Annotated in this window: 26 protein-coding genes; 13 read left to right on the plus strand and 13 right to left on the minus strand. The window is 60.3% G+C overall.

Annotated elements, in window-relative coordinates; translation table 11 throughout:
• Positions 1–8 precede the first annotated feature (8 nt).
• Together PL599_RS13795 and PL599_RS13800 are read right to left on the minus strand one after the other, a co-directional pair.
• Entirely contained in the window at positions 9–1,235 is a 1,227-nt protein-coding gene (locus PL599_RS13795; protein WP_269826866.1) for a hypothetical protein, read from the minus strand.
• Between the two features lie 309 nt (positions 1,236–1,544).
• Positions 1,545–2,141 (minus strand): DUF1134 domain-containing protein, encoded by a 597-nt coding sequence (locus PL599_RS13800; protein ID WP_170985549.1) that lies wholly within the window; start codon positions 2,139–2,141, stop codon positions 1,545–1,547.
• A gap of 248 nt (positions 2,142–2,389) precedes the next feature.
• On the opposite strand from PL599_RS13800, the gene chpT reads away from it, so the two are divergent.
• From chpT to PL599_RS13820, 4 genes are all read left to right on the plus strand, one after another.
• The gene (gene chpT / locus PL599_RS13805; RefSeq protein WP_077981411.1) at positions 2,390–3,037 is read left to right on the plus strand and encodes a histidine phosphotransferase ChpT; all 648 of its coding nucleotides are present in this window, start codon (positions 2,390–2,392) and stop codon (positions 3,035–3,037) included.
• A gap of 86 nt (positions 3,038–3,123) precedes the next feature.
• The gene (locus PL599_RS13810) at positions 3,124–3,651 is read left to right on the plus strand and encodes a GNAT family N-acetyltransferase (RefSeq protein WP_080789882.1); all 528 of its coding nucleotides are present in this window, start codon (positions 3,124–3,126) and stop codon (positions 3,649–3,651) included.
• Between the two features lie 73 nt (positions 3,652–3,724).
• On the plus strand, positions 3,725–4,273 hold the full coding sequence (locus tag PL599_RS13815; RefSeq protein ID WP_269824497.1) for a MarR family winged helix-turn-helix transcriptional regulator: 549 nt from the start codon (positions 3,725–3,727) through the stop codon (positions 4,271–4,273).
• A gap of 23 nt (positions 4,274–4,296) precedes the next feature.
• A complete protein-coding gene (locus PL599_RS13820) occupies positions 4,297–4,635 on the plus strand; it encodes a DUF6616 family protein (RefSeq protein ID WP_077981605.1) in 339 nt (112 codons plus the stop codon).
• 139 nt (positions 4,636–4,774) lie between these two features.
• Here PL599_RS13820 and PL599_RS13825 read toward each other — a convergent pair whose 3' ends face one another.
• Both PL599_RS13825 and ctrA read right to left on the minus strand, forming a co-directional pair.
• Entirely contained in the window at positions 4,775–5,290 is a 516-nt protein-coding gene (locus PL599_RS13825) for a GNAT family N-acetyltransferase (RefSeq protein ID WP_269824496.1), read from the minus strand.
• Between the two features lie 204 nt (positions 5,291–5,494).
• Complete coding sequence (gene ctrA, locus PL599_RS13830; protein WP_003491823.1) at positions 5,495–6,199, minus strand: response regulator transcription factor CtrA; 705 nt, start codon at positions 6,197–6,199, stop codon at positions 5,495–5,497.
• A gap of 480 nt (positions 6,200–6,679) precedes the next feature.
• Here ctrA and PL599_RS13835 point away from each other — a divergent pair, with 480 nt between their 5' ends.
• A complete protein-coding gene (locus tag PL599_RS13835; protein WP_003491821.1) occupies positions 6,680–7,030 on the plus strand; it encodes a flagellar export protein FliJ in 351 nt (116 codons plus the stop codon).
• Positions 7,031–7,317: 287 nt separating this feature from the next.
• Complete coding sequence (locus PL599_RS13840) at positions 7,318–7,521, plus strand: DUF1059 domain-containing protein (RefSeq protein ID WP_077981414.1); 204 nt, start codon at positions 7,318–7,320, stop codon at positions 7,519–7,521.
• 218 nt (positions 7,522–7,739) lie between these two features.
• Here the strand turns inward: PL599_RS13840 and PL599_RS13845 are convergent, their stop codons facing one another.
• The 4 genes from PL599_RS13845 to cysQ form a co-directional block, all read right to left on the minus strand.
• Positions 7,740–8,021 carry a GNAT family N-acetyltransferase gene (locus PL599_RS13845; protein WP_080792710.1) on the minus strand — a complete coding sequence of 94 codons (282 nt, stop codon included), beginning with the start codon at positions 8,019–8,021 and terminating at the stop codon, positions 7,740–7,742.
• Positions 8,022–8,245: 224 nt separating this feature from the next.
• Entirely contained in the window at positions 8,246–8,521 is a 276-nt protein-coding gene (gene sciP, locus PL599_RS13850) for a CtrA inhibitor SciP (RefSeq protein ID WP_004430042.1), read from the minus strand.
• A gap of 191 nt (positions 8,522–8,712) precedes the next feature.
• Positions 8,713–9,753 (minus strand): DUF2793 domain-containing protein, encoded by a 1,041-nt coding sequence (locus PL599_RS13855; protein WP_269824495.1) that lies wholly within the window; start codon positions 9,751–9,753, stop codon positions 8,713–8,715.
• 346 nt (positions 9,754–10,099) lie between these two features.
• The gene (cysQ, locus tag PL599_RS13860; RefSeq protein WP_142913624.1) at positions 10,100–10,888 is read right to left on the minus strand and encodes a 3'(2'),5'-bisphosphate nucleotidase CysQ; all 789 of its coding nucleotides are present in this window, start codon (positions 10,886–10,888) and stop codon (positions 10,100–10,102) included.
• 334 nt (positions 10,889–11,222) lie between these two features.
• On the opposite strand from cysQ, the gene PL599_RS13865 reads away from it, so the two are divergent.
• From PL599_RS13865 to PL599_RS13890, 6 genes are all read left to right on the plus strand, one after another.
• A complete protein-coding gene (locus tag PL599_RS13865; RefSeq protein ID WP_077981416.1) occupies positions 11,223–12,125 on the plus strand; it encodes a branched-chain amino acid ABC transporter permease in 903 nt (300 codons plus the stop codon).
• 49 nt (positions 12,126–12,174) lie between these two features.
• Positions 12,175–13,527: a high-affinity branched-chain amino acid ABC transporter permease LivM gene (livM, locus tag PL599_RS13870; protein ID WP_373692762.1), complete on the plus strand. Its 1,353-nt coding sequence runs from the start codon at positions 12,175–12,177 to the stop codon at positions 13,525–13,527.
• Positions 13,527–14,405 carry an ABC transporter ATP-binding protein gene (locus tag PL599_RS13875; protein WP_269824494.1) on the plus strand — a complete coding sequence of 293 codons (879 nt, stop codon included), beginning with the start codon at positions 13,527–13,529 and terminating at the stop codon, positions 14,403–14,405. Before livM ends, PL599_RS13875 begins: the two co-directional genes overlap by 1 nt.
• A complete protein-coding gene (locus PL599_RS13880; RefSeq protein WP_077981419.1) occupies positions 14,405–15,133 on the plus strand; it encodes an ABC transporter ATP-binding protein in 729 nt (242 codons plus the stop codon). Before PL599_RS13875 ends, PL599_RS13880 begins: the two co-directional genes overlap by 1 nt.
• 182 nt (positions 15,134–15,315) lie before the next feature.
• A complete protein-coding gene (locus PL599_RS13885; protein WP_077981420.1) occupies positions 15,316–15,669 on the plus strand; it encodes a DUF6867 family protein in 354 nt (117 codons plus the stop codon).
• A gap of 117 nt (positions 15,670–15,786) precedes the next feature.
• On the plus strand, positions 15,787–16,905 hold the full coding sequence (locus PL599_RS13890; RefSeq protein WP_077981421.1) for a branched-chain amino acid ABC transporter substrate-binding protein: 1,119 nt from the start codon (positions 15,787–15,789) through the stop codon (positions 16,903–16,905).
• 130 nt (positions 16,906–17,035) lie between these two features.
• On the opposite strand, the gene PL599_RS13895 is transcribed toward PL599_RS13890, so the two are convergent.
• From PL599_RS13895 to PL599_RS13915, 5 genes are all read right to left on the minus strand, one after another.
• Positions 17,036–17,572: an AAA family ATPase gene (locus PL599_RS13895; protein ID WP_269824493.1), complete on the minus strand. Its 537-nt coding sequence runs from the start codon at positions 17,570–17,572 to the stop codon at positions 17,036–17,038.
• A 283-nt stretch (positions 17,573–17,855) separates the two neighbouring features.
• Positions 17,856–18,785: a response regulator gene (locus PL599_RS13900; RefSeq protein WP_077981423.1), complete on the minus strand. Its 930-nt coding sequence runs from the start codon at positions 18,783–18,785 to the stop codon at positions 17,856–17,858.
• Positions 18,782–22,177 carry a hybrid sensor histidine kinase/response regulator gene (locus PL599_RS13905; protein ID WP_269824492.1) on the minus strand — a complete coding sequence of 1,132 codons (3,396 nt, stop codon included), beginning with the start codon at positions 22,175–22,177 and terminating at the stop codon, positions 18,782–18,784. The genes PL599_RS13900 and PL599_RS13905 overlap by 4 nt, the downstream gene beginning before the upstream one ends.
• A 31-nt stretch (positions 22,178–22,208) precedes the next feature.
• A complete protein-coding gene (locus tag PL599_RS13910; RefSeq protein WP_191217835.1) occupies positions 22,209–22,979 on the minus strand; it encodes an SDR family oxidoreductase in 771 nt (256 codons plus the stop codon).
• Positions 22,980–23,197: 218 nt separating this feature from the next.
• Complete coding sequence (locus tag PL599_RS13915; RefSeq protein ID WP_077981426.1) at positions 23,198–24,232, minus strand: glutamine synthetase beta-grasp domain-containing protein; 1,035 nt, start codon at positions 24,230–24,232, stop codon at positions 23,198–23,200.
• A gap of 482 nt (positions 24,233–24,714) precedes the next feature.
• Between PL599_RS13915 and PL599_RS13920 the strand changes: the two genes are divergently transcribed.
• Entirely contained in the window at positions 24,715–24,921 is a 207-nt protein-coding gene (locus PL599_RS13920) for a DUF2735 domain-containing protein (RefSeq protein ID WP_162520560.1), read from the plus strand.
• Positions 24,922–25,094 lie beyond the last annotated feature (173 nt).

The following is a 25,094-nucleotide window of genomic DNA, read 5'->3' on the forward strand; positions in this document are numbered from 1 at the left end:
CGGCGAACCTAGCGTTCCCGCTTCTCCATCACCACCTTCGCCCGCGTCGCAAGGCTCTCCCGCCCTGACGAACCGGAGGCCTTGGCCAGCAACCCCGGAATAGGCGAGGCCTCACCCTCCTGCGCGGCGGTGAGCGCGATCATCTCGGCGGCGATCCGTGCGATTTCGCGGCGGATGGGTTCGTCATTGCCGACGCCGCGCACATTCAGCAGGCGTTCGGTGAGCGCGGCGCCCTGATTACGGATATCCTCGATTTCCTGCTCCAGGCCTTGCGACGCCGCTGGCTCGGTCGATACCGGGGGGGCTGGTTCCTCTGCGGCGGCAGCCGGTATCGCCTCTTCGGCGGCGGGTGCGGGTTCAAGCGCGGCGGCTGGGGCGGGGGCCGTCGGTTGCGATGGGCTGACCGTTTTGTCGTCCGAGACGGCGGGGTTCGGCAGACGGATGATCATGTCGTTGCTGCGGCCGCCGGTTGCCGCAAGCTGTTCCTTAAGCCGGGCGACTTCCTGGTTGCGCAGTGTCAGCATCGTGTCGAGATCGGCGTTTTTCGCCATGACGGTCGCGACCTGCTCCTCGAGCCGTGTGACCTTGCGGCTTTCGCGCGCAACCGCCGTCATCGCCTCCTTGTTGCGGGCCGCCACATCCTGCAATTCGCGGGTGGCGGTCTCGCCCTCCTTGCGGAAACGCGTGGCGCTCTGCTTGGCCTGTTCGGCTTCCAGATCGCGGGTGGCGGCGAGGATTTTCGAATCATCCAGCTCGCGCGTCAGATGGGTGAGGCGGGCGGTGAGATCGGACATCTGGCCGGCGCGCTCGTTGGCGGCCTGCTCCTGTTGCGCGAGGTTCGCCCGTAGGGCGCCGGCGTGTTCTTCGGCGGCATCGAGGGCCGCGCGCAATTCGCCGATTTCCAGCGTCAGCTCCTCGATTTTCAGGGAGAAACCGCGGTTCTGCTCGCCAAGGCGGTAGGCATCGCTGGAGGCGGCCTCGTTGGCGAGGCGCAGGGAGGTGTTTTTTTCCCGTTCCGTATCCAGCTCCTGGCGGATCTTGGCGTTCTCTGCGGCGTAAAGCGCACGCGCCATGTCCTTCTGGGCGCGAACTTCCTGCGGGCTGATGGGCATCGTCGCGCGTATGCGATTTTCCGTATAGGCGACGATGCGGCGGTGGATCGCGGGTGCGATCAACAGGGCCAGCAGGGTTGCGGTGAGAAAACCCAATCCGAAAAGAATGGCATATTCGATCACGCGGGACAGTCTCCGAAACTCAGATACGCGCGCATTCGGAAAGAGGGCGCGAAAGCACGTTACGCTATTATTGCAACCGTGGGGAGGGGGCTCCCCTAGGCAGTTAGCGGGCGGTACGTTGCCACTTGCTTCTTCTCCCCGAGGGGGAGAAGTCCGCGGCAGCGGGATGAGGGGGCAAGGGTTATGAGATACGGCAACGTCGCCCCCTCATCCGGCCCTTCGGGCCACCTTCTCCCCGGCGGGGAGAAGAAACCTGCCGCAATGCCTCATCCTGTAGACCACCGTTAGCTCCACTCAGACCTTGGCGAATCAGAAGGGGTTCCAGGTCGGCTGCTGGGTGAGCTTCAGGTAACCGACATTGATGCCGAGGCGCGCGCCGATGCCGGTGCGGATGGGGGCGAGCGTCACATCGCTGCTTTTCAGATAGGTCATGCCGACGCCGGCGACGATGAAAGCGGAGCCGCTCACACCACCGTAACGGCGGTAAAGCGCATCGACCGAAGGCAGGTTGTAGACCAGCATCATGGCGCGGGTTCCCTGGCCGCCGTAATCGAGGCCGAGGGAGGGGCCCTGCCAGAAGACGGGGTGCTGGCCGGCGTTCTTGGTGTAAAGCGTACCTTCGCCATAGGTGAGGCCCGCGACGAAGGCGCCGGAGCCTTCCTGGCCGAGAATGTAACCGTTCGGAAGACCGTATTGCTGGAAGGCGCGCTCCACCACCTTGGCAAGGCCGCCGGTGGTTTCACCGAAGAATCCGTGGCCCGCATCAATGACTTCCTGGAAAGAATATTGATCGCTGTTCTGGGCTGCGGCCGGTGCGGCCCATAACAGGAGGCTCGCAAGGAGCGCGACAATCTTTCCCAGTCCCAGGCGTGCAATGGTGCGGGTTTTCGTAAGGCGCATCGTCATGTCCGTCCGTCTGTTTCGTTAGCGCACCAGCCCGAAATCCGAATCGGTTTTCTTGAGGACTGGCGTGCAGAAAAAATTCTACAGCATATTTCGCGCATCCTTGCGGATACACATGGCTCCAGTGTGGCCTGTTAAGCCATTTGGCATTTTGAAACCATCCTATTAACAATCGGTTTACCAAATATGGTGTCATTATGGCTTAACAATTTCCACACCGTCCGCGCCTCCCTTGCGCAGGAGAGAATTTTATGACCAGCAAACTCAATATCACGCTGTCCGGTCCCGATCTGGCGGCTCTTCTGTGCAGCCGTGTGTGCCATGATGTGATTTCTCCTGTCGGCGCCATCAATAACGGCCTCGAGCTTCTGGACGAGGGCGGCACGGATGACGATGCGCTCGATCTCATCCGCACGTCAGCCCTTAACGCATCCGTGCGGCTGAAGTTCGCCCGCCTTGCTTTCGGCGCTTCCGGTTCGGCCGGCGCCTCCATCGACACCGGTGAGGCCGAAAAAGCCGCCCAGGATTTCGCTGCCGCCGAAAAGAAGGCGGAAGTGAGCTGGAACGGCCCGCGCGCCATCGTTGCGAAGAATCGTGTCAAACTTCTGCTCAACCTCTTCCTCGTCGCTTACGGCTCCATTCCGCGCGGCGGCAATGTGGACGTGCTGCTGGAAAACCCCGACGGCGACGCCAGGTTCGAAATCACCGTCAAGGGCCGGATGATGCGGGTGCCGGCCAAGTTCGTGGAAATTTACGAGGGCAGGCTGGAAGAGGCGGTCGACGCCCATTCCGTGCAGCCCTACTACACGCTGCTTCTGGCCGAGGAGGCCAATATGGCGGTGGAATACAAGGTGCATGACGACCGCATCGTGTTTACCGCCAAGACGATTACGGCGTGATCGTTTCAATGCGACAAGGATGCCACCAGGGTTGGGTGCGGCTTTAGCCTGCGCCCGGCCTTTTTCTTTTCCGAGGAGAAGGTCTCATGATCCGTGTCGAAACCGCGCGTCTTGTGTTGCGGCCTCACGCCATTGAGGACGAAGCACTTTATTGCTCCTTCTGGGGCGCGGATGTTCGTCCGATACCAGGGGTGAGCTCAATCGCGCCGCTCGATCCCGAACTCGCCTTTGCGCGGCTCCTGCGCTTCATCGGTCACTGGTCCGTCTTCGGCTTCGGCCCCTTCGTGGTTGAGGAGGCCGCCACGGGACGAATCGTCGGCGAGGTCGGTCTTGCCCATATGCGCCGTGGACATGGCGCGGATTTCGACACCGCTCCGGAGGCCATGTGGAAGATCGACAGGGATTTGACAGGCAAAGGCGCGGCCAGCGAAGCCGTGCAAGCCGCGCTCGGCTGGTTTGACGCCGCGGGCATATCGAGCCGTGTCGTCTGCATGATCGATCCGCTGAATACGCCCTCTCTCGCAATCGCCGCCCGCTTCGGCTTCCGTCCTTTCCGGGAGACGACGTTCCGGGAAAGCCCGGTGCGGCTTTTCGAAAGACTTATGGGAACATAAATCTGCGGGGGCAGGGGCCAAGGAATAAAAGGGTTGACGGATGGTAAGGCGGCATACTATATGCCGGCTTATGATGCTGGAAAAGAAATATGAAGCGCTGTTGGCGCGCACATTGCAATCGGGCGTTTCTGAACCGGGAAAGCCCCTAACAAACGAAATCACCGCAGAGCCCGGCGGGATCAGGCTTTGTTTCGAGCTTCTGTCGCTTGCTGCGGCTATTGACCGGGATTGCGCCGCGCGGCTCTCGCCGCACCGTCTGTCGGAAGGGAAATTTCTGCTTCTTGTACTCTTGCGAGACAGGGCGGAAGGCCTTTCGCCGCATGAACTTGCCGACGCTTCCGGCGTCACGCGCGCCACCATTACCGGCCTGCTTGACGGGCTGGAGAAGGATGGGTTCGTGACGCGCCGACCCGCTTATGACGACCGCCGCAAGCTTCTGGTCTCCCTGACTGTCAGCGGCAAGACGCTGGTGGAGACATTGTTTGTTGAACATGCCGAATGGATATCCTCGCTGCTTTCCGGTCTCGACCAAAGCGAGCGCTGTTTGTTGAGCAAGCTTCTTGTGAAGGTGCGGACAAAGACGGGCGCGGCCACTGTTTCGGCCCGCCTTCCCGACAATTGATTCCAAATATGGAGACTGATGACATGTCTTATTTTCTCGCTGAACTTTATTCGGCCAAACCAAGCTGGAAGGCCTTGAGCGGCGAGGCGCGGGCAGCTTTTTTTGCCCGGATCGGCGCGGGCATGAGCGCGCTTTCTCAGGCGGGTATCGAGGTGATCACAACGGGCGCGGTCGATACCTCGCTGGGCCACGCGTCCCCCCATGAATTCTTTGCGCTGTGGCGTTGCCGTGACCGGCAGGCCCTTTCTCTTCTGGTGGAGGCAATCGCTGACAGCGGATGGCATGACTATTTCGACACGGTGAATGCGGGCGGGGAGGGTGCCGGCATGGCAAACCATCTCCAGCAGCTTGCAGCGGTCTGATCCGCCGCCTGATCGAGGCTGCCGCCGTGGCGGTCTCGATCGCGATCGAGAACGACTGTGAACACGTTCGAGGTCTGCTAAGCGTTGCCATATGTTTCGGGACGCGTCGTGAGCGGGATGATCCTGAGGTGTTCCTCTTTCAAACGGCGTTTGCCGGATGGTGCCGATAAACGAGGTCTTCGGGATCTGAACGGGGCGCTTTCGGATCGAGCATGCCGCCGATTCGCTCGGCAACGGCTGCAGATTTCCGATTCTGCGGCGAGACGTAGCTGACAAGCGAAGGCAGGTTCAGGGTCTTGAAGGCCCAGTCGCGCAGCGCCGAGGCGGCTTCCGCCGCATAGCCGTATCCTTCATGGCCTTCGTAAAGCAGCCAGCCCAGTTCCTTTTCCGGAAACAGCGGACCGTGATTGATGCCGACCTGGCCGACACATTGTCCCGTTGCGTCAAGCTCGATCATTAGTGCGCCATGGCCGAAAAAGTACCAGTTGGCCTGATCGTGGCAGAACACACCCCATGTCGAGGGCAGGTCGTAAGGCCCGCCCACACCGATAGAGCGCAATGACATCATGAAATCCCGATAGGCCGGAAAATCTGTGATCATCAGCGGGCGCAGCGTCAGGCGTTCGGTCCTGAGGATGGGGATAGGGTGGTTCATGCGCCATCATCCTTTTGCGGCGCATAGCCAAGCTCTTCTTCCCTCATTCCTGTACAAGCACAGGAAAGAGGGAGTATCCATGCGCCGGAATATGATCGTGTGTCGTAATATGCCAATGACACCGTTACCTGCGACCTTCAAATCACAACAAAAAACCCGCCGTTTCCAGCGGGTCTTTTAAAAACTGCCCTGTACCCTATTGGATCAGGCGGTTTCGAGGAATTCCGTCGCGCCATCTGGCTCGCGCAGAACATAGCCGCGGCCCCAGACGGTTTCGATGTAGTTGGCGCCGCCGGCGGCGTTTGCGAGCTTCTTGCGCAGCTTGCAGATGAAGACGTCGATGATCTTCAGTTCCGGCTCGTCCATGCCGCCATAAAGGTGGTTCAGGAACATTTCCTTGGTCAGCGTCGTGCCCTTGCGCAGCGAAAGCAGCTCGAGCATCTGATATTCCTTGCCGGTCAGGTGAACGCGCTGGCCACCCACTTCAACCGTCTTGGCATCGAGATTGACGATGAGTTCGCCGGTGGAGATGACCGACTGCGCATGGCCCTTGGAACGGCGGACGATGGCGTGAATGCGGGCAACAAGCTCATCCTTGTGGAACGGCTTCGTCATATAATCGTCTGCGCCGAAGCCCAGGCCGCGCACCTTGTCCTCGATGCCGGCCATGCCGGACAGGATGAGGATCGGCGTCTTGACCTTGGAGAGGCGAAGCGTTCTCAGAACCTCGTAACCCGACATGTCGGGCAGGTTGAGGTCGAGAAGAATAATGTCGTAGTCGTAGAGCTTGCCCAGATCCACGCCTTCCTCACCGAGGTCGGTCGTGTAAACGTTAAAGCTTTCCGACTTAAGCATCAGTTCAATGCTCTGCGCTGTCGCGCTGTCGTCTTCAATAAGTAGAACCCGCATAATTATCCCCTTTGCCGCCCGCGAACCGGTAAATCATTGCCTCGCGCGATGCGGATCCAGACGTTGCCTGATTTGCAGGCTGCCACCAAATGGTTAACAAATTCTAATTGCCTTTGGCAAGGTGTATCGAATTTATTAAGCAAACAAGGCATTTCGCTGTTTTTGCACGTGAATCCACCATCGCCAAAATTGAAGCTTAACGTGAGGAAATCCCGTTAAGTGATTCAATCGACTCTCACATCGTCGGGTCCATTTTTTTGGACCTGGCATTTACCGACCCTTAAATGATCGTGTTTATCATTAACGATGCCCGTAAACGAAAGGTTAACGGCGGCGGTTTTTTATTAACGCCGGGTAACTTTTGGGAATCATTCCGGGACAGGGGGCAACCCTTGCGGAAAAACGGGCGGGTTAAACGGGCCGATCAGGGTGGCATAGTGCCTTTTTGATCCGGGTCTCGCTATCCATGGAGTATTGCGTATGAAGTCGCGTGACAGCCTGGTTCGCCTGAAGGAATTTCAGGTCAATGAAAAACGCCGGCAGCTTAACCAGCTGCAGCAGATGATGTCCGAGTTCGAGCGGATGGCAAAGGAACTGGTGCATCAGATATCTCTGGAAGAAAGCAAGTCGGGCATTACCGATCCGACGCATTTCGCCTATCCGACCTTCGCCAAGGCCGCGCGCCAGCGGGCGGATAATCTTCAGGTCTCGATCCGTGAGCTGAAGGCCCAACAGGAAGCCGCCGAAGCTTCGCTGGAAGAGGTGCAGGCCGAATATGAAAAGGCCGCTGCCCTCGAAAACCGCGACGGAGCCATCCGCGCCCGCGCCTGACCTATAGGCGCAGGAGGTTACGAGGATCGTCCTCATTGACGGCTGCCGGTGGATCAGGAGGCGGCTTTCAATGACGGGACGCCATGCATTTTTTCGAAAGGCCGCTCGTTCAGGGCGGCCTTTTGTTTTGCCGCGTCGCCGGTGTTTTCCGCCGGGACGGTCGGGCCTGATTTCGATTGTCCCGACCTGGGGAAAGGCGTATTTTACGGAGGTTCCGACCGTGAGCCGGAGGCTTTTACGCGCACGCGCCCCGTGCGGGTGCGGGCGGCACTTGCAGGGAGGAAAAAATGGCCCGCCAATATATAGATTGCCGCGAATTCCCCAGTGACAGCAGATGCACCGTTGCCATCTCCGCCGATTCTCCGGAGGAGCTTATGGAAGCGGCCGTGCAACATGCCGTGGCTGTGCATGGCGCAAAGGATACGCCTGAATTTCGCGAGGAAGTCCGTCACAGCATGCATGCGGGAACACCGCCGCTGAAGGTGGCGTGACGTCCTTTTATGAATAACGCGATATCTGGAACGGTTGTTGAGGGATCAGGTGTGAACCGCTTGTTTCTTCTCCCCGCCGGGGAGAAGTCCGCGGCAGCGGGATGAGGGGGCGACGGTGGAGATATACGGAGAGCTGGCCCCCTCATCCGACCCTTCGGGCCACCTTCTCCCCGGTGGGGAGAAGAAATATGCCGTGACGCTTGCGCTATACTGCCGGGTTACCCCTGGATAACATCCGCCCATTCGGCATGGCGCAACGTCTGGGCCTTGAAGAAGGGGCAGAGTGGAATGATTTTCCAGCCGCCCTTGCGGGCTTCATCGATCGCATGGGCGGCGAGCGTCTGGCCGACGCCTTTACCGCGCAGCGCATCGGGCACGCCGGTATGGTCGATGATGATGAGGGAAGGGGAAGTGCGCGAATAGGTCATCTCCGCCTTGTGGCCGTCGATGGTTGCCGAGTATTCGCCGTGCGATCCGGTTTCGGTTGTCTTGATGTCCATGATGAGCGCCTTCCGCATTGCTGTTCGTTGTCGCCACTGTACCGGCTTCAGCCTGAATTGAAACAGCATGATAGCAAACGCAGCGGACACAAACTGGCGACAATCACCGGCTCAGTGGCGCAGTTCTCAGATGGACATCCGAAATTAGACCGAAAACCCCGTCGATGATCCGGCGGGGCGTTCTCTACACTCGGTCTGGGCGCGTTGCCGCGCCGGCGCACTGTTTAGTGGCGATATTGCTGGATGCGCGTGGTGCGCAGGCCGGCAAGGCCATGATCGGAGATCGAGGACTGCCAGGACAGGAATTCTTCGACGGTGAGCGTATAACGCTCGCAGGCTTCCTCGAGGCTCAGCAGTCCTCCGCGTACGGCGGCAACCACCTCGGCCTTTCTGCGAATGACCCAACGACGGGTATTGGCAGGCGGAAGATCCGCAATCGTCAGAGGGCTGCCATCGGGGCCGATGACATATTTAACTCGTGGGCGTATCATTTCGGTCATTGGACACTCTATACAAACTCAAGACCATATGACGGGAACTCTATCCCGGTACCTTTAAAAATTGCCTAAGCAGCTCGTGACAATTTATTAAGAATTTGAACGGTTTCGCCTGATTTGTTCGAGTCGCCTTATTTTGCCGGGAAAAAATTTTTCCAAAAATCGCAATTTTTCTCTCTCACCGGTTGTTTCCGTCAAAGTGCCGCAAGCGAAAGGCACGTTTTCCTATCGCCCTGGGTAAATTCCGCCGTTCCCTCATGCTGCAGCCGCAGGCGGTCGCCGGCATCGAGAGAAAGAATGGATGTGGCCGACTGCTGGGTGCCGGTGGCGGAGACGTTGCCGGCGATGCTGAAGCTGGTCGCCGCGCCATTGATAAAAAGCGTCACCCGGTGGCCGGAAGAGGAGACCACGGCGAGCGTCAGGGCCGCCAGATAAAGGCCCTTTGCCGGAACGACGAGTTCACGTCCGCCACCGCTCACCGCATCGCCGAGCGTAAATCCGCCCTCGGCGATGGAGAGCACGGAAAAACCTGCCGCCGTGCCATTGGCGGGTTTCGTCGTGCCCGCCGGCAGGCCGGCAACAGTGAGCGCGCGGTTGGGCATCGAGACCCGGCCATCGCCGCTGCAGAGAAGTGCGGTGTGCCATGAGGCACCATCCTTGCTGGTCTTGATCGAAAAGCCGTCATTGCCGGCAAGGCCTATTTCCGCCCGGCCGCTCCAGCCGGACTGGAACAGCAGCGAGGCGGTATCGGTTTTGCCTGCCTTGTTGACCGTCATGCGGTGGCTGCCGTCTTCCGGCCCATGGGTGAAGAGGCTGGCGGGGGAGGCGAGCGCCATGCGGTTGGCGGCGTCTGCCTCCGTGCCGATGCCCAGCCTTTCCAGCCGACCGCTTGCCGGCAGCGGCAAGTCGCGCCAGTTTCCGTCCTGCAGGACCCGGTATCTGCTTTCGGCCGCGAACCATGCCGTCCAGCCGGGCTGCGGCGTGATCGAAAGCCATGCGCCATCCTGCCGGAAGGCAAGTCTGCCGCCCTTGCCGGCCCAGTCGCCGGTGGCGCCGGCGGAGAGAAGGAAGCAGTCTCCTTCCGCTGCATCTTCGGGCGGTGTCGCGACGGTGGCCCTGACGACGAGCTGCACGATCGCATCCAGCCTTTGCAGGGCTTCGTTGTGGGTGACGTGCTTCTGGGCCTGCGAGGGCAGGATGTAGGGAAGCCGAAGTCTTGCCGTCTGTTCCGTCATGGTGTGCCTTCCGCGCTGCGGTGTTTCGTTGCGGGGCATTGTGGGGCGGTGGCGTGGGGTGGGGATGAGCGGGGATGGATTATTTTTTGGAGGCTTCGGCGTATGCCGCTTCACCCCCTCTGCCCTGCCGGGCATCTCCCCCTCAAGGGGGAGATCGACTCGTGGATAGGTCTCGCCTATCACGACGTTTACGAATGAAGCGGTGGTAGCGCCTCCTGCCGATCTCCCCCCTTGAGGGGGAGATGCCCGGCAGGGCAGAGGGGGGTGAAGCGGCATACGCCGAAGCTCACCAAGGCAGAAATCCGATCCACCCGTTGCAGTAGCCGCAGGAGACGGCAAGCGGGTATTACCCCGCCTGTTCCACCGCCATCGCCCCTTCGGCAATGAAATCCGGATTGGCCAGCGCATCCTCGCCGTCACCCCTCACCGCATAGGCAAGCGGCTTACCCTCGCAATCGAGCGTCCTGCCGCCGGCAGCGCGCAGCACGGCGTCGCCGGCGGCCGTGTCCCACATCATGGTGCGGCTGAAGCGAGGATAGATATCGGCGGCGCCCTCCGCCAGCATGCAGAATTTCAGCGAGGAGCCGACGGAGATACAGTCCTTCAGCCCGTGTTCGGCCACGAAGGCTTCCGTTTTTGCCGTACAGTGGGAGCGGCTGATCAGCGCCACGGGGGAAGCGCCGCGCCGGCGCGCGCGGATGGGGCGGCGCGAAAGGATGACGCCTTCGCCGGAAATGGTGAGCTTTTCGGCGGCGTTGTCCTCGCCCGTCCATGCCTGCCCGCGGCAGGGGGCGTAGACCACGCCGACCACGGGTACGCCGTTGCGGATGAGCGCGATGTTGACGGTGAAATCGTCCTTGCCGGAAATGAATTCCTTGGTGCCGTCCAGCGGATCGACGAGGAAGAACTCCGCACCGGTTTCCGGCAGGATGCCGCTCGACACCGCTTCTTCGGCAACCACGGGGATATCGGGAAAATGGGCGGCCAGCGCCGCAAGGATGATCGTCTCGGCCCGCTGATCGGCCTCGGTCACCGGCGAGCAGTCGTCCTTATACGACACATGCGGGCCGGCACGGTGGACCGCCATGATGGCCTGCCCGGCGTCCAGCGCCGCTTTCGTCAATATGTCGATCATCTCTTTGCCAATTGATCCCGTCTGCGGGATATCGCCGTTCCGATCTTCGCTACTCCTTTGCCCGCCGCCCGTCAAATAATGGCGTTGGACAATGCTGAAATAAGCATCCGGCCGTCATTTTTTCAGCACTTCCTGCCAAAATCATGGCTCTTTTGACCGGGAAAGCGGCAGTCCATGTGGAAATTCCAAATTTTGTGCAGGATCGCCCGTTTTTGACTTCACATTTTTAACGAACACGATATGCATTTTGAGGGTGGGGGTCTGCCTGAAAGGCTTCCCCTATAATTAACATAACGAGGCGTGGCCCATTTGAGGCCATACCCGGGGGAAAGACATGGAGTATTTTATCCAGCAGCTCATCAACGGGCTGACTCTTGGATCGATCTATGGCCTCATCGCTATCGGCTATACGATGGTTTACGGCATCATCGGCATGATCAACTTCGCCCATGGTGACATTTTCATGCTTGGCGGCTTCGCCGCGCTGATCGTTTTCCTGATCGTGACATCCTTTGTCGCCGGCATTCCGGTGGCGCTTCTTCTGCTTTTGATGATGGTCGTCGCCATGTTGATGACCGGCTTGTGGAACTGGGTTATCGAACGCGTCGCCTACCGCCCGCTCAGAGGGTCGTTCCGTCTCGCGCCGCTGATCACGGCCATCGGCATGTCGATCGTGCTGTCCAACTTCATTCAGGTGACGCAGGGTCCGCGCAACAAGCCGATCCCGTCGCTCGTGACGGAAAGCTATCATTTCGGCGACATCACCGTGTCGCTTAAGCAGCTCATCATCATGGTCGTTACCTCGGTGCTGCTCTTCGCCTTCTGGTATATCGTCAACAAGACCCCGCTTGGACGGGCGCAGCGCGCCACGGAACAGGACCGCAAGATGGCCGCGCTGCTTGGCGTCGATGTCGACAAGACGATTTCGATCACCTTCATCATGGGCGCGGCGCTCGCCGCTGTCGCGGGCACCATGTATCTGATGTATTACGGCGTTGCGTCTTTCAGCGACGGCTTCATCCCTGGCGTCAAGGCGTTTACCGCAGCCGTTCTCGGCGGCATCGGCTCTCTGCCGGGCGCCGTGCTCGGCGGTCTGCTGATAGGCCTCATCGAATCGCTGTGGTCGGCCTATTTCTCCATCGCCTACAAGGATGTCGCGGCGTTCGGCATCCTGGCTTTCGTATTGATCTTCAAGCCGACCGGCATTCTCGGTCGTCCGGAAGTCGAGAAGGTGTGATCCCATGACCAATATCGCTTCCGACAATGCTGCTTCCAGCCCGAGCCTGATGGCGACGGCTGTGAAGGAGGGCCTGATTGCGGGCCTCGTATCGCTCGGCATGTTCATTCTTTATGTCGGCATCATCACTTATCAGGATATAAACAACCAGCTGATCTGGGGTACGCGCTGGGGCCTTCTGGCGATTTTCGTCGCCGTTGCCGCCGTCGGCCGGTTCCTGATGGTCGGCTTCATCAAGCCGTCGCTGGACCGCCGCAAGCTGGCAAAGGCCAAAAGCGGCGTGCCGGAGATTTCCGAGGAAAAGGGCTTTTTCCACAAGCACTTCCTGAAGCTGGCGCTGGTCCTTCTGCTGCTTTATCCGGTGATCGCCGTGCAGCTCTTCGGCTTTCAGGGCTCGCTGAAATTCGTCGACAATTTCGGCATCCAGATCCTGATCTATGTGATGCTGGCCTGGGGCCTCAACATCGTCGTGGGCCTCGCCGGCCTGCTCGATCTCGGTTACGTGGCCTTTTATGCGGTGGGCGCCTATTCCTATGCGCTGCTCTCCAGCCAGTTCGGCCTGTCCTTCTGGGTGTTGTTGCCGGTCGCGGGCATTCTCGCCGGTTTCTGGGGCATCATTCTCGGTTTCCCGGTTCTTCGTCTTCGCGGCGACTATCTGGCGATCGTGACGCTCGCCTTCGGTGAGATCATCCGCCTCGTGCTTTTGAACTGGACGGATGTGACCAAGGGCACCTTCGGTATTTCGGGCATCGCCAAGGCGTCGGTTTTCGGCATCTGGTCCTTCGATATCGGCGCGCCGAACAATTTCGCCAAGGTTTTCGGCCTTTCCATGTCTTCGGCCTATTACAAGATTTTCCTGTTCTACGTGATTCTGCTGCTTTGCATGCTGACGGCCTATGTCACCATCCGCCTGCGCCGCATGCCGATCGGCCGGGCATGGGAAGCGCTGCGCGAGGACGAAATCGCCTGCCGTTCGCTCGGCATCGATACCGTCATCACCAAGCTCACCGCCTTTGCAACGGGTGCGATGTTCGGCGGTTTTGCCGGTTCCTTCTTTGCCGCGCGCCAGGGTTTCGTTTCGCCGGAGAGCTTCGTGTTCCTGGAATCCGCCGTCATCCTTGCCATCGTCGTTCTCGGCGGCATGGGGTCGCTCACGGGCATCGCCATTGCGGCGCTGGTCATGGTCGGCGGCACCGAGGCGCTGCGTGAAATGGAATTCCTGAAGCATGTCTTCGGGCCCGATTTCACACCGGAACTCTACCGTATGCTGCTCTTCGGTCTTGGCATGGTCATCGTCATGCTGTTCAAGCCGCGCGGCTTTGTCGGCTCGCGTGAACCCACGGCTTTCCTTAAAGAACGCAAGGCCGTCTCCGGCAGCTTTACCAAGGAAGGTCACGGTTGATGGCTTCCGGAACGGCAACAATGACACCCAATACGACTGGCGATACGATCCTCAAGGTCGAACATCTCTCGATGCGCTTTGGCGGCCTGATGGCCATCAACGATTTCTCCTTCGAGGCGAAGCGCGGCGAGATCACGGCGCTGATCGGCCCCAACGGTGCGGGCAAGACCACGGTCTTCAACTGCATCACCGGCTTTTACAAGCCGACCATGGGCATGATTACCATGCGCCAGCAAAGCGGCGAGGCGCATCTTCTCGAGCGCCTGCCGGATTTCGAAATCCCCAAGAAGGCGAAGGTGGCGCGCACCTTCCAGAACATCCGGCTGTTTTCGGGCCTGACCGTTCTGGAAAACCTGCTGGTGGCCCAGCACAACGTGCTGATGAAGGCCTCGGGTTACACGATCCTCGGTCTTCTCGGCCTGCCCGCTTACCGGCGGGCGGTGGACGCCTCGATCGAGAAGGCCAAGTATTGGCTGGAAAAGGCGGATCTGATCGACCGTGCCGACGATCCGGCCGGCGATCTGCCCTATGGCGCGCAGCGCCGTCTGGAAATCGCCCGCGCCATGTGCACCGGGCCGGAGCTTCTGTGCCTCGACGAGCCGGCCGCCGGCCTCAACCCGAAGGAATCGCTGGCGCTCAACACGCTGTTGCGCGGTATCCGCGATGAAGGCACGTCGCTGCTGCTGATCGAGCACGACATGTCCGTGGTGATGCAGATTTCCGATCATGTGGTGGTTCTGGAATATGGCCAGAAGATTTCCGACGGCACGCCGGACCATGTGAAGAACGACCCGAAGGTCATCGCCGCCTATCTGGGTGTCGAGGATGATGAAGTGGAAGACGTGATTGCGGAAGAACTCGACGGAGGAGCGGCCTGATGTCTGGTGAACCGCTTCTGAAAGTCCAGGGTGTCGAAACCTATTATGGCAATATCCGCGCTCTGGCCGGTGTCGATGTCGAGGTCAAAAAGGGTGAGATCGTCAGCCTGATCGGGGCCAACGGCGCCGGCAAGTCGACGCTGATGATGACCATCTGCGGCAGCCCGCAGGCGCGCGCCGGCCAGGTGATCTTCGACGGCGAGGATATCACCCGGCTGCCGACCCATCTCATCGCCCGCAAGCGCATCGCCCAGTCGCCGGAAGGCCGCAGGATTTTCCCGCGCATGACGGTGCTGGAAAACCTGCAGATGGGCGCCAATCTCGATAATCTGAAATATTTCAAGGAAGACGTCGAGAAGATCTTCGTGATGTTCCCGCGCCTGAAAGAACGTCAGAGCCAGCGCGGCGGAACGCTTTCCGGCGGCGAGCAGCAGATGCTCTCCATCGGCCGCGCGCTGATGGCGCGGCCGAAGCTTTTGCTGCTGGACGAGCCGTCGCTCGGTCTCGCACCGCTGATCGTCAAGGGCATTTTCGAGGCGATCAAGAAACTCAACCAGGAAGAGGGGCTGACCGTCTTCCTCGTGGAGCAGAACGCCTTTGCCGCGCTCAAGCTTTCCGACCGCGCCTATGTGATGGTCAACGGCAAGGTGACCATGAGCGGTTCGGGCAGAGAACTGCTCGCCGATCCGCAGGTCCGCGCCGCCTATCTCGAAGGCGGACGGCACTGAAAGATTTTACTTGCGCCGGAAATTTTGCGGCGCAAGACTGCAAACGGTGGCCTGTCGTCCTTTCGGCCAAACCTTAAGGATCCATGGCGGGGTGCAAACAATAAAATGCCCGGCGGGAAAACGACGGGACGACAGACAAGGCAGGGCCAGGGCGTTTCAGTCCGGCACTGATGGGGAAAGAGATGCAGGGCCTTTTTTTCGAAACGGATAACGGCGTGCGGTATGTTCTGCGCGCGCTGGTTGTTCTTCTGGGTTTCTGGACAGCATGGCGCACGGGCAAGTCCGTGGCCGATGGCTGGGGCGGTTATACGCGGGTGGTGATCTATACGCTCGCTCTGGGTGTAGTGATGCGGTTTCTGCACTACGCGCTCTTTGCCGGGCCGTTCATCAACGGTTTCTATTACGTGTTTGACGTCGTTCTTCTTCTGGCTTTTTCCAGCGTCGGTTTCCGCATGCGCCGGACGAGCCAGATGGTCAATAACTACTATTGGCTCTACGACCGGACGTCGGCATTTTCCTACAAGAAGAAAGATTGACAGGCGGATTTTTCCGGCTGCACAATGCTCGTCAGAGTGGAACGGTTTCTGTTCGGTTAAGGTGGGTGTCGAACAGGTCCTTGCAATCAACCCATCCAAGGAACTGGGAGTAAAGTAATGAAGAAGTCTCTTCTTTCCGCTGTTGCGCTGACCGCCATGGTCGCGTTTGGCGGTTCGGCCTGGGCCGATGTCGTGATCGCTGTCGGCGCACCGCTGACCGGCCCGAACGCTGCTTTCGGCGCTCAGATCCAGAAGGGCGCCGAACAGGCTGCGAAAGACATCAATGCCGCCGGCGGCATCAATGGCGAGCAGATCAAGATCGTGCTGGGCGACGACGTATCCGACCCCAAGCAGGGTATTTCGGTTGCCAACAAGTTCGTCGCTGACGGCGTGAAATTCGTTGTCGGTCACTTCAACTCCGGCGTTTCCATTCCGGCCTCTGAAGTTTACGCCGAAAACGGCATTCTCGAAATCACGCCTGCTGCAACCAACCCGGTCTTCACCGAACGCGGCCTGTGGAACACCTTCCGCACCTGCGGCCGTGATGACCAGCAGGGCGGCATTGCCGGCAAGTACCTGGCCGATCATTTCAAGGATGCCAAGGTCGCCATCATTCACGACAAGACGCCTTACGGTCAGGGCCTTGCCGATGAAACCAAAAAGGCTGCCAATGCCGCCGGCGTGACGGAAGTCATGTATGAAGGCGTCAATGTCGGCGACAAGGACTTCTCCGCGCTGATCTCCAAGATGAAGGAAGCCGGCGTTTCCATCATCTACTGGGGTGGCCTGCACACCGAAGCCGGCCTGATCATCCGCCAGGCGGCTGACCAGGGCCTGAAGGCCAAGCTCGTTTCGGGCGACGGTATCGTCTCGAACGAACTTGCTTCCATCGCCGGCGACGCCGTCGAAGGCACGCTCAACACCTTCGGCCCCGATCCGACACTGCGCCCGGAAAACAAGGAACTGGTAGAGAAGTTCAAGGCCGCCGGCTTCAACCCGGAAGCCTACACGCTCTATTCCTATGCCGCGATGCAGGCGATTGCCGGTGCGGCGAAGGCCGCCGGTTCCGTGGATCCGGAAAAGGTTGCCGAGGCCCTGAAGTCCGGCACTTTCCCGACCGCGCTTGGCGAAATCTCCTTCGATGAGAAGGGCGACCCGAAGCTTCCCGGTTACGTCATGTACGAGTGGAAGAAGGGTCCGGACGGCAAGTTCACCTACATTCAGCAGGGGACGTGAGTCTCACTGGATCATAGCCTATCGAAGCCCGGCAGCGATGCCGGGCTTTTATTTTCGAGGCGGACGCCTCCAATCTTCGCAATAACTGACCCCAGCCAAATTGGCGCGCGGGTCAACTGCAATCCCGGCCTCAGCGCGTTTTCTTGGCAAGCTGCTCCAATACCACGCCGGCTCTCTCCGATACCGGTACCTTCGGCAATATTATCGTTTCATAATCCAGCTCGTCATAGTCGCGGAGCAAACGCCCATATTCCTCGACCGCCGCATCGAAGCCATGTTTGCGCTCGCTGTCGCCCGTGTAAATTTCAGGCCATGGCGGGGTAAGGAAAACCAGGCGGTTATAGCGGTGTGAAGCCCGCAGCGCCTCGATGAAGGTATCGCCATTTACATGGCGAAGTGCTGAGGCGGCGTCGACCAGGCTGCGGTCGAAGAAGACGAGGCCCTCCGGTGCCGCATTCTGCCTGTCCTCGAGCGCCATGGCGATGGCCCGGCGGGCGAAGGCCTGCATGTCGATCCACGGCAGGGCGGTGCCGCCATTGCGGGTTTCCTGGACGACGATACGGCGGCCTGGTTCCTCGACGGTGGCGAAACCGCGTCGGGCTAGTTCGGCAAGCAGGGTGGATTTGCCGCCGCCGGAGCAGCCGGAAAGGATGATGAAACGGTCCATGGAATTTCTATCCTGTGACAGGGTGTAGTTGGTCGAACATTGATTTTTTGGGTGGTGGGTCGCCGCTGGTTTCTTCTCCCCGAGGGGGAGAAGGTGGCCCGAAGGGTCGGACGAGGGGGCAATCTCGCCGGAATTCGGAGACCTCGCCCCCTCATCCCGCTGCCGCGGACTTCTCCCCCTCGGGGAGAAGAAACAAGCGGCGGCCGCCCGGCCAATAAGCGGGTGGCGTGCACTCAAGCGGAAAATATATGCCGGACGAACCTTAGCATATTAACGGCGGTCGTCACCCCTGATGCAGGACATGCGCGGCCTTCACAGCCGCCGACGCGCGGTTTTCGACGCCGAGCTTCACATAGATCTGCTCCAGATGCTTGTTCACGGTTCTCGCGGAAAGGCCGAGGATATCGCCGATATCGCGGTTGGATTTGCCTTTGGCAATCCACAACAGAACTTCCGATTCCCGCGTTGTCAGGGCAAAGTGGTCCTTCAGCAGATGGTCGTCGGATTTCTCATTGGCGGCGGTCAGGCGGAAGAGATATTCGTCCGGTCCCATCGCGCCGAGGAAGGAGAGTTGCAAAGCGGGCCGCCCGGCCTCGGTGATCGTCAGCGGCGTGTCGCGGGCGGCATCCACCGTTGCCCGGTGCGAAAGCCAGCCGGAAATATGGGCAACGACAATCTCCAGCCCATCATCCCGGCCGGTCGCGGCATTGACCAGCCGCGTCGCCTGCGGGGTGGACCAGTGGATGGCGCCATTGGCGCGCACCGCCAGCAGATGGCGGCCGGCGGCGTCGAGGGCGACGCGGGCGCTTTGCGCCGAGCGGGCGTTGGAAAGATGCACGCGGATGCGGGCGCGCAGCTCGTCGATATTGATTGGCTTGGTCAGATAATCGACGCCGCCGGATTCGAGCGCCCGCACCACATGTTCGGTCTCTGTCAGCCCGGTCATGAAGATGACCGGCACCTGCGCCACCGCCGCATTGGCCTTCAGGCGACGGCAGGTCTCGAAACCGTCCATGGCCGGCATGACGGCATCGAGCAGGATGATATCGGGCGTAATGCGCTCGGCAATGTTGAGCGCGGCCTGGCCGGAGGTGGCGATGAGGGCGGAAAAGCCTGACTGTTCCAGCGCGTCGGTGAGGAACCCCAGAGCTTCCGGGCTGTCATCCACCAGCAATACGATGTCTCTCGGGGCTGCCGCCGCCTGACCGCTCATGCCTTGCCGTCTCCCGTGTCTTTATCTGCAAACCGTTTGAGAAAATGCGCGTAACCGGCCAGATCGAAGGCCTGCACATAGGTGCCGAGCTCCCGCGTGAAGGGCAGGTTATCCGTGTTGCGGGCAAGATCGGCGAGTTTCGCCTCGATGCCGCGTATGTAGCCTATTTCGCCGAGCCGCTGCAAATCCTGGATATGAATTGCGCCGGGATGGATGATCTCGGCAGGGGGCTGCTGCTTTAGCGCGGGCGGCAGATCGGTATCGTAAATCCATTTTAGCCCGAGATGCACGGCGAGCCTGTCGCAGAGATGGCGGATATCGACCGGCTTGGCGATGGCGTCATTGTGGTTGTCCTCCCCCGCGCCAGCGACAGTGCCGTCGCCGATATTGGCCGAGAGCATGATGAGCGGGGCCGTCTGCCCTGCCTCGCGAAGCTTCGTCACCAGCTGCCAGCCGGTCATGCCGGGCATGGAAATATCGATGAGGAAAAGGTCTGGCTTCACCCCTTCGATGAGGGTGAGGCATTCGGGGCCGGATTGCGCCGTCAGCACCACGAAATCGAGCGGCGAAAGCACCTGCCGCATTAGTTCGCGGTGATCCTCATTGTCATCGACCACGACAATGGTGCGGCGCGGCCCGGAATAGGAGCGGATGGTCTTTTCCGCCGCTGGCGTCGTGCTTGGCCGGTGCACGGCAGACAGCATGAGGCGCACGCGGAAGGTGGATCCCTCATCCTTTTCGCTGGAAACGGAAATCTCGCCACCGAGCGTATTGGTCAGAAGCCTTGTAATCGTCAGCCCCAGGCCAAGGCCGGGCATCGGCCGCACGCTTTCGGCCTCGCCGCGCTGGAAGGGTTCGTAGATGCGGGCGAGGTCCTTTTCCGCGATGCCGCGGCCGGTATCGGACACGGTGAAGCTTGCCACCTGGCTTCGATAACCGACATCGAAGGTGACCGCGCCCTCATCGGTGAATTTGATGGCGTTGGAGAGCAGGTTGACGAGGATCTGGCGCAGCCGCTTTTCATCGGTGCGGACATATTGCGGCAGAGCGGGCGAGCGGTCGTGGCGGAATTCCAGGCCCTTGGCCTGCGCCTGAGGGCGGAACATATCGACGATCTGATCGAGGAAATCCTGAATGTTGATCTCGTTGGAATAGACCTGCAGGCGGCCCGCCTCGATCTTGGAAATATCGAGAAGCCCGTCGATCAAACCCGAGAGGTGGTCGGCGGAGCGGCGGATGACCTTGATCGCCGATTGGCGGGGAGGGGGGATGGTCTCGTCCCGCTCGAGGATCTGGGCATAACCGAGAACGGCGTTGAGCGGCGTGCGCAATTCGTGACTGAGGCCAACGACATACCGGCTCTTGGCGCGGTTGGCGGCTTCCGCCGTTTCCTTGGCGTCCTGAAGGGCGGCGTCGGTCTTTTTGTGGGCGGCGATTTCCTTCAGCAGTAGCGTGTTCTGGCGCGAGGATTCCTCTTCCGCCACCACCCGGCTGTCATGGGCAAGCACCAGAAACCAGCAGACGATGCCGGCAATGACGGCGAAGACGAAAAACACGATGAGGATGGTGCGGTTGACCACATCTGCCGTTGCCGGCGAGGCGGTGCCGACCTGATGGGCGATCATCGCCAATATGCCGCCGATGGCGGTGACGGCAATCGCCGCCGCCATCCCATAACGCCCCAGCCGGGTGGCGAGTTTGGCCACCAGCTGTCTCGGGAGAAAGGTTTTTGCGACAGTCGCGACCTGATAGTTGAGCTTGGCCTTGGGCTTGCACATGTCATGGCAGCGGCTGTCCAGCGAGCAGCAGAGCGAACAGATCGGCGCGGCATAGGCGGGACACCAGGCCATGTCTTCCGGTTCGAAGGGGTGTTCGCAGATGGAGCAGGTGATGCTGCTCTCCTCGCGCCATTTCTGGCGCGGTTTGCGGGCGAGATAAAATTTACCCTTTGTACTCCAGGCAATCAGCGGCGAGGCGATGAAAGCGACGATGAGCGTCAGATAGGGCGCGAGCGATGCGGCGAGCGGCCCGAAGGCGCCGAAATGCGCCATTAGCGCAATTGTGGCCGAAAGCGTCATGGAACCGACGCCGACGGGATTGATATCATAGAGATGGGCGCGCTTGAACTCGATGCCCGGTGGGGCAAGGCCGAGCGGCTTGTTGATGAACAGATCGGCAGAGATGGTGCAGAGCCAGGCCATGGCGATGATGGAGAAGATGCCGAGCGTTTCTTCCAGCAGGCGGTAGATGCCGAGTTCCATCAGAAGCAGCGCGATCGCCACATTGAAGACCAGCCAGACGACGCGGCCGGGATGGCTGTGGGTGAGCCGCGAAAAGAAATTCGACCAGGCGAGCGAACCCGCATAGGCGTTCATGACATTGATCTTCAGCTGCGAGACGACGACGAAGGCGACCATCAGCAGCATCGCCGCCGTCTGGTTGGGGATCATGTAACCGAAGGCGGTGAGATACATCTGGGCCGGATCGGCGGCGCGGTCCACCGAGACGCCGGAGCTGAAGGTGAGCACGACAAGGAAGGAACCGGCCAGCAGCTTCGGCACGCCGACGACGACCCAGCCGGCACCCGCCAGAAACACCGCGAGGCGGTGGCGCAGCCGGCTCTGGCCTTCGGCCGGCAGGAAGCGCAGGAAGTCCACCTGTTCGCCGATCTGCGACATCAGCGCCAGAATGACGGCCGAGGCCGCGCCGAATTCCACGAGGTTGAAATCCGCCACGGTGCCGGGCGGGCCGGAGGCGTGGTGAATGCCGGCAAAGGCGCGCCAGAGATCGTATTTTTCCCAGTCCATCAGGGCGATGAAGATGAAGGGCAGGATGTTCAGCACGATCCAGAAAGGCTGGGTGATGATCTGGAAACGGCTGATGAGGCGCACGCCATGGGTGACGAGCGGAATGACCATGACGGCGGAGATGATGTAGCCGATCCAGAGCGGTATGCCGAGCGCCAGCTCTAGCGCGCCGGACATGATCGACGCCTCGATGGCAAAGAGCATGAAGGTGAAGGCTGCATAGATCAGCGAAGTGATGGTGGAGCCGATATAACCGAAGCTCGCGCCGCGCGTCAGGAGATCGATATCGACCCCGTGGCGGATGGCGTAACGGCTGATCGGCAGTCCGACCGCGAGCATGGCAATGGCCGCGACGAGGATGGCGTAAAAGGCGTTGGTGGTGCCATAGGACAGCGTGATCGCGCCGCCGATGGCTTCCAGCGCCAGAAAGGAAATCGCGCCGATGGCGGTGTGGGAAATGCGGTTGGAGGAAAATTGCCGGGCGCTCTTGGCGGTGAAGCGCAGCGCATAATCTTCCAGCGTCTGGTTGGCGACCCAGCGGTTATATTCGCGCCTGACGGGGATGATGCGTTGCCGTGCCGCCATGCCTATCGAGCGCCTTTCCGCAAGGGGCCTCTCACAGCCGCACCGACATGCCGCCATCCACCGTCAGCACATGGCCATTGACGAAGGAGGCCGCGTCGCTCGCCAGAAACAGGGCGGCACCGGCGATTTCATCCGGCCTGCCCCAGCGCTCCAGCGGCACGCGCAGCTTGGCAAAGGCAACCATCTCAGGGTTCTCGGCGAGGGCCGCATTGGTTTCGGTGGCGAACATGCCTGGCGCAATGGCGTTGCTGGTGATGCCGCGCGCGCCATATTCGACAGCGATTGCGCGCATCAGTCCGGTCAGCCCCTGTTTGGCGACGGGATAGATCGCATCACCCGGCCTGACGATGTGGCCGAGAATGGAGGTGATGGTGATGATGCGGCCGTAAGCGTTGGCATTCATGGCTTCAGCCGCGTCGCGCGAGAGCGAGACGGAGGAGGTGAGGTCGGTGCGGATAAGATCCAGCACGTCCTCGTCGCTGAATTCGGCAAGCGGACGGCGGTCGCGCGCGCCGACATTGTTGACGAGGATATCGAGATGGCCGAACTCGCCCATGATACGGCGGACTAGGGCGCTTCCGGCGGCGGTATCGGCAATGTCGAAAGCGGCATAGTCGGCTTTTCCGCCGGCAGCGCGAATGATGCCCGCCGCCTGTTCGAGCGTCTCGGCGTTGCGGCCGGTCAGCCACACATGGGCGCCCGCTTCCGCAAAGGCGCTGGCGATTTCGAAACCAAGGCCGCGACCGCTGCCGGTAATAACGGCGATGCGGTTTTCGAGAGAGAATTTCTGGAGAATGCCCATCGCTCACCTTCTTGCTTGAGAGCATCGGACCGAAAACGATGTTGCGGTTTTCGGAAAACCCGAGGCTGTTGGTCAAAGCCACGCCGCTTGTTTGAGCTTGCGTATGGGAAGACTATGCCGTGTGCGGCGCTCGGCGAAAGGTCGCCTGTCCGGTCCGGCCGTTCGGTGGACATAAAAATGGCGTCGCCCGGTTGCGGGCGACGCCATGTCTTGGGTTATCAGGCAGCAGCCGACTTTGCGAGCGGCACTTCTGCGATCGTCTTCAGAACGACGGAAGCGATCTGGTACGGGCAGCCCTGCGAGTTCGGACGACGGTCTTCGAGGTAACCCTTGTAACCGTTGTTGACGAAGGAATGCGGAACGCGGATCGAGGCGCCACGGTCGGCAACGCCGTAGGAGAACTTGTTCCACGGAGCGGTTTCGTGCTTGCCGGTCAGGCGCATGTGGTTGTCCGGACCGTAAACGTCGATGTGCTCTTTCCAGTTCTTGGCAAAAGCGGCCATGAGGGCTTCGAAATATTCCTTGCCGCCAACTTCGCGCATGAACTTGGTGGAGAAGTTGCAGTGCATGCCCGAACCGTTCCAGTCGGTGTCGCCGAGCGGCTTGCAATGGAATTCGACGTCGATGCCGTACTGTTCGCAAAGGCGCAGCAGCAGGTAACGGGCGATCCAGATCTGGTCGGCGGCGCGCTTGGAGCCCTTGCCGAATACCTGGAATTCCCACTGGCCCTTGGCCACTTCGGCGTTGATGCCTTCGTGGTTGATGCCGGCTTCGAGGCACAGATCGAGGTGCTCTTCAACGATTTCGCGGGCAACCGAACCGACGTTCTTGAAGCCGACGCCCGTGTAGTAAGGACCCTGCGGAGCCGGGTAACCCTGTTCCGGGAAGCCGAGCGGGCGGCCGTCCTGGTAGAAGAAATATTCCTGCTCGAAGCCGAACCATGCATCTTCGTCGTCGAGGATGGTGGCGCGGCTGTTCGACGGATGCGGGGTGACGCCATCGGGCATCATGACTTCGCACATGACGAGCGCGCCGTTGGAGCGGGCCGGATCCGGGTAGATCGCGACGGGCTTCAGCACGCAATCGGAAGAGTGGCCTTCGGCCTGCTGCGTGGAAGAGCCGTCAAAGCCCCAAAGCGGCAGCTGCTCGAGTGTCGGGAATTCATCGAATTCCTTGATCTGGGTTTTGCCGCGCAGGTTGGGGACCGGCTTGTATCCGTCCAGCCAGATGTACTCGAGTTTGAACTTAGTCATTACGAACCTCTCATAGGTAACAATGCGAAGCCTTGAGGCCTCCCGTGGCTTTCGCCACCGGAAGCGCATTCGCGTTCAAGGGCTGACCCCTTAGATGCATGCCGCGTGCCAGATTGGCGATATCTGGCGATTTTTTCGAAAAATCTTTCAAGGCCCATGTCGCTCAGCGGCTGCGATATCGCCCACCCGCGCTTCTGCTGCGCTGCGGCAGGTAAATTCACCCCTCATGTTTCATCATTGAATCCTGATAGATAGCCGGCATGCTCTTGGGAAATGCCCTGCTGCGGTGCAATGATTTCGATTGCGCGCGAGGGATTGGCAATTGCCCCAAAAACCGGCGCTTTCGGAATGGTTTTTCTTGTAGAAGAGGCGATTCATGCCTATATTTTTCGCAGGGTGATTTTTTTTTAATCAAACGGAGCGAATCCGGGTTTTAAGGGTTTGCTCCTGATACCAAAGTGCTTCGATGCAAACAGAGTGAGATGACCGAAATGGCGACTGGCTTTCATCGTGAGACGGCGACGATCTATCAATTCCCGAATGGCGGGCGCGCGGGCGTGTCCAAGTTCCGCAACAGCGGGCTAAGTGACCTCGAGCGCGAGGCGCGGGAGCCGCATGTGGATTTTGGCTCGTGGTATCACGACGAGGCGATCCGTGACGAAGAGCGGGACGGCAAGCCGCATTCTTGATGTGCGGACGTTGCCGCGAATTTCTTCTCCCCGAGGGGGAGAAGGTGGCCCGAAGGGTCGGATGAGGGCGTAACCCCTCCGTATATATTGACGCTCGCCCCCTCATCCCGCTGCCGCGGACTTCTCCCCGAGGGGGAGAAGAAACAAGGGGAGACGTCTCTCTCCATATAGGT

This window comes from Agrobacterium sp. ST15.16.055 (genome assembly GCF_027956555.1).
Classification (GTDB): domain Bacteria; phylum Pseudomonadota; class Alphaproteobacteria; order Rhizobiales; family Rhizobiaceae; genus Agrobacterium; species Agrobacterium salinitolerans.